Source organism: Bradyrhizobium sp. P5_C11_2, assembly GCF_054049755.1.
Map to the genome: position 1 here is coordinate 1 of NZ_JBFULT010000581.1, position 4,657 is coordinate 4,657.

The 4,657-nt window shown below is 59.1% G+C and carries 4 protein-coding genes; all 4 read right to left on the reverse strand.

What is annotated here, in order from left to right:
* Positions 1-2,067: 2,067 nt before the first annotated feature.
* A complete protein-coding gene (locus ACXJL8_RS34490; RefSeq protein WP_456617818.1) occupies positions 2,068-2,397 on the reverse strand; it encodes a GcrA family cell cycle regulator in 330 nt (109 codons plus the stop codon).
* A 38-nt stretch (positions 2,398-2,435) separates the two neighbouring features.
* Positions 2,436-2,615 carry a hypothetical protein gene (locus ACXJL8_RS34495; protein ID WP_456617570.1) on the reverse strand — a complete coding sequence of 60 codons (180 nt, stop codon included), beginning with the start codon at positions 2,613-2,615 and terminating at the stop codon, positions 2,436-2,438.
* Positions 2,616-2,769: 154 nt separating this feature from the next.
* Entirely contained in the window at positions 2,770-3,075 is a 306-nt protein-coding gene (locus tag ACXJL8_RS34500) for a hypothetical protein (protein WP_456617571.1), read from the reverse strand.
* Positions 3,076-3,274: 199 nt separating this feature from the next.
* The coding region (locus ACXJL8_RS34505; protein ID WP_456686401.1) for a sulfatase-like hydrolase/transferase at positions 3,275-4,657 on the reverse strand (1,383 nt) is incomplete at its 5' end.

Below are 4,657 nucleotides of genomic sequence, written 5' to 3' on the forward strand. Positions count from 1 at the left end.
AATGCCAATGGCGGCGTTAATCGCGTCGGAGCGCGTCGATAGAGGATTTGCCTGCGGCCACTAGCCTTGGTGCATAAACCAACCTCGCGACCCGCGGTAGCATTCAACACCACTTCTCGGCCATGCAGCGTCTCTGTCGCACACATCTTCGTTTCGAGGGGACTTCTCGGCTTCAGGAGCAGGCCRCGTCTGCGAACTTCAACGCGTGATGACGACGCCGTCTGGTTGAATCGGCGCGCGTGGCATCGCCTGCGCCGATGTCGCGATGGACAGCCAATAACCTGATCACCGTCACCCTCCGTTGCTGCCCGTTGAAAGGCAACATCAATCCGCATGCAGAACCAGAAAGAGTTCGATCAGGAGGCAGCCGTTTGGACCGCCTCCTAGTCGTTTCCTCGCTGGCCGATATACGTGATTCCATCGTTGCGCTTGATCGGTGTGCCGGGCTCGCGATCAATTCCGCTACTCTGCAGCAGATCAGGGAACCATAACGTCGCTGGCATGCTGACGCGCCGAAGTCGATGCCCGCTTCACCGGCCTTCGCCTGTGTTTTACGGGCAGCGGAACGGCAAACCGTTGGCGCCTGTGACCACAGTCCCCGATGTGCAGGCCATGCCGGTCGGCGTTATGTACCAGCCATTGCTGGAGCTGGCTGTGGACGCCCCATAGTAGGCGTTGGCTGCCCGAGCTTCGCCTGTGTAGTMAGGGCCGCCGCCCCATCCCCAGTTGGGAGATGTAGCCGCCACAGCAGCMGCCGTGCCCACGGCGGCCGCGCCGGCGACGCCAGCGCCGACSRCCCCGGCTCCATACCGGTACGCAGCCCGCCGGTCTTGCCGRCGAGCAACACCTGCAACGCTCATYGGGGTCAGTGGCCGACCGACCCGTGCTTGGGCACTCTCGACTGACAAAGAGACACCGCGTTGTTCAGACCAGCTAAACGAGAACAGTGCCGCGCATGCGACAGTTGAGCCCGCAATTGCAAGTTTTGTTAGATGCATCTGTTTCATGAACTTGCTCCATTACTGGCTTGCCCCATGCTGAAAGGATGCTGCCTCACCGCCGGGTGGCTATTGCGCTAGATCAAAGGTAGACGAGAGGGCTTGCGAGCTCGGATGAGGCAGAGACTTTGACGCTATCGACGAGTTTTCTTCGATCGTGCGCGAGCCCGTGACGGCAAGAACGGACAGCGTTTTCGAATTGAAAGAGGCGACGATTGCGCCGCCTCTCCGTGTGGTCCGCGTGCTTACTGGCAGACGTACATGATTCCGTCACCGCCCTTGATCAAGGTGCCGGGCGTGCAACCAATGCCGTTGAGCTTCGCATAGCTATCCCAACCGTCGTAGCAGGTGTAGGAAGCACGCCCAAAGACCCCAACAGCCGTGCCGTACCCGGTCCTGCCGCCGACCCCACACCAGGGGCCGCCAGTATAGTAGGCCCGCACTGCGTACCAAGGCAGACCGGWCTGATCGGGTATGTAGTGACTATAGGGATACGGGCTGACATAGAGCCGCCTCGCTTGGGCACTCTCAACTGACAGCGAAATCCCSCGCTGCTCAGACCAGTCAACRGTGAACAGTGTTGCAARGGCGATAGCCGAAGTTGCAATTGCAAAMTTTCTGAAARCCATCYGCTTCATCGTTTTGCTCCTATCCTGTCTCGCCCCCTTTGCATAAGGAGGCCCGTCGGTTGATGCCGACATTGACAAAGATCAAGGGGCTTGATCTGGCTCGTGACCAAATTTCAACGTGAATCACAGAGTTTATGCATCCAACCGTGTACAAAGTCGGCAAAGATTTCGAAACGACAACCAAGTGAGTGATGTCCCCTCTTGGCCCCTTTTCCGGAAGCGCCGTGATGTCGACGAGAGTCCGAAATGAGCGCCAGAACGGACGTCCGCCTGTGCGCATCCCAATTTGCCAAGGTCATTAGCCAAGCGCTTGTTGGGCAGTCTCAGAGCAATGCCGTGAAACAATCGACGCTCGCTTGGATTGAATGTTCACGACCGCCGAACCGTTCGAGCTGGACCAGGGCACGGACGCCGAGCGTAACGCCCTTCGTGGTGAGCTCTTAGCCAGTGTTCCTGACCGCCTCAGCTAGAATGGCGTACAGCTGCTGCTTGCTGAATTCCTTGGGCTGCTGCCTCTCTGCAGTGCTTCGCGACACCTTCTTTGCCACTGGACGTGCGCAGGCGGCCGACGACGCCGGCCTTAGCTTCGGTGGCGGCCTGATCCTGGGTCTTGCTGTTGGCGGCTTGTGGCCACGCTTCAAGCCCAAACGGGTTAGCATCCCGCAGACCGCGTTACGGCTACACCCGAGACGGCGCGCAATCTGTGCCGCGCTCTGTCCTGCGGCCCAGAGCCTTTTGAGCAGTGCTACGTCTTTCGCATCCCAGCCCATGGGGAGATTATAGCGCTGACTGGCCGACACCGGCTAGTCTAGTCTTCATCCGGCTCGCGTACGACTGCCGGTTCGTCGGCTTCATCCTCCTCTTCGTCGTCTTCGTCGTCCTCCTCGTCATCATCAGGATCTCGGGGCGGCATCAGGGCGCCCATAGCGACGAGCGGCGTCCAGACGATCGCTGTGATGAAAAATGCTTCGAACTCGTGTTGCCTCATGGCGTTGTTACTCCTCGAAGAGCATGCGCAGTCGAATATTCCGACGGACGACATCCGGAGTTCCAGGGCGGGATCGCTCCTACGCGACGGCGATCAGATCGACAGCCGCGGCAAGGGGCGGCACCCCACATAACTGGCGGCGTCTACGAATACTTTATGCCGAGGACGCATCAGGTTCTATATTTACCAACACTTCGCCGGCAGTGATTTCGGGATCCCCAAGATCGAGGTCATGCAGACTCGCTTGAATGAACTCCATTATCCGGGCGTTCGCTGCATTGGCGCTTTCGCGATCCTCGAATATCATCACGGCGACACCCACGCCGTCGCCCCCATCCAGCACGTAGTAAGATCTGAATCCGCGCGATTGCCTCAGGATCTGACCGACGCCGCTCTTGGCGCGGCGAGCAGCGTCCGCAACCGAACGAACCTTGGTGTACTTGCGAATGACTATGTACATGAGGTCACCACGCGTTACGGTTCCCGCCCCACGCATCAAAGCATGCCCGGTCTCAATTGGACTAGGCCGTGAACCCATAAATCTGCCGGGCGGACGGCTTGCCAGAGCCCGCTATGCACCGATAGCGACCAAATTCTGCAACGCAGCTAAATGACGCGATGTGCCAATACCGGAAATACAGGTTGCGCGCCTGTCGCGCTCAGTCCCTCGCCCTTTCGAGTGCGTGCCGCATGACCTTTTGCTCATCGCTGGTCATCTGGGTCGGCCCAAGGTTGAATGTCAGCTTGTCGATTTTCCCGGTGAACTGGAACGGCAGCTTGTAACTGTCATCCACCTCTGTGCGGCTATCGACGCCGATGTCGAAGGACTCGTCGATGGCCATCAGGAACCCAATCGAGTGCGGGATCGACCGGCGGGCGTACTCCTTGCCATCCACCGACAGCACCCCAGTGCCGCCCTTGGCTGGGCCGGGTCCATCATATTTGAAATCGAATACGATGGTGTGCTTTCCCGGCTTGAGCGCAGAACCCAACCAATCCCGCGCACCCACGCCACCTTCCCAGCGGTATCGTTTCAAATCCAGCATGTTGTAAACGAAAACCGGCTTGCCTTTCAGCAAGTACAGGCCATAGCCGCTGAACCGGCCGCCGAGAGTAACGATCATTCCCTCAGCCCCGCCCGCCGGGATCGTTATCTCGGCGGTGATCTTGTAGTCCTTGTTCATGATGCTGGGCGCATTCTCGGCAGGAATGCCGGGGTTCGATCCCGTGTAGGTGAAAACAGTTTTCCCTGCTGTCGCGCTCGGCCGCGGGGTGACGATGCGCGGCAAGACGGAGTTGTCCAGCGGCAAGACCTGGTATTTCGCGGCCTCGCTCAGGAACTTCGCCTGCAGCTCCTTTAGCTTGTCAGGATTCTTGGCCGCGACGTCGTTGTTTTGCGAGTAGTCCTCGGCGATGTTGTAGAGCTCCCATTTGTATTCGTTGATCTCAGGCATCTTTGCCGTGCCCATAAGCCAGGGCGCTTCGGGCGGCGTCGTGCAGGCATACCAGCCATCGTGGTAGATGCCGCGGTTGGCGAACATCTCGAAATATTGCGTGTCGCGCTTTGACGGTGCGTTGGCGTTGGCCTGGTCGAACGTATAGGCCATGCTCACGCCCTCGATGGGCTTTTGCGCAATGCCATTGACGGTCGCAGGCGCCGGGATGCCCGTGGCCTCAAGGATGGTCGGCACGATGTCGATGATGTGGTGGAACTGGGAGCGAATGCCGCCGACATCCTTGATGTGACCGGGCCATGAAATTGCCATTCCTTGGCGGGTGCCACCGAAGTGCGACGCCACCTGCTTGGTCCATTTGAACGGGGTATCGAAAGCCCACGACCATGCCACCGACATATGCGGGTAGGTTTTGTCGGAGCCCCAATTCTCGTAGTGCAGCATCAACTCGGCTTCGGGGAGTTTCAGCACGCCGTTATAGGCCGTCATCTGGTTCGGGGTGCCCTCTAGCGTGCCTTCGGCGCTGGTGCCGTTGTCACCGCTGATATAGATGATCAGTGTGTTGTCGAGCTTGCCCATGTCCTCGAC

Bases quoted from the DNA above. Each gene is read 5' to 3' on its own strand.
- ACXJL8_RS34490 (WP_456617818.1), bottom strand. From the start codon at position 2,397: ATGGGCTGGGATGCGAAAGACGTAGCACTGCTCAAAAGGCTCTGGGCC.
- ACXJL8_RS34495 (WP_456617570.1), bottom strand. From the start codon at position 2,615: ATGAGGCAACACGAGTTCGAAGCATTTTTCATCACAGCGATCGTCTGG.
- ACXJL8_RS34500 (WP_456617571.1), bottom strand. From the start codon at position 3,075: ATGTACATAGTCATTCGCAAGTACACCAAGGTTCGTTCGGTTGCGGAC.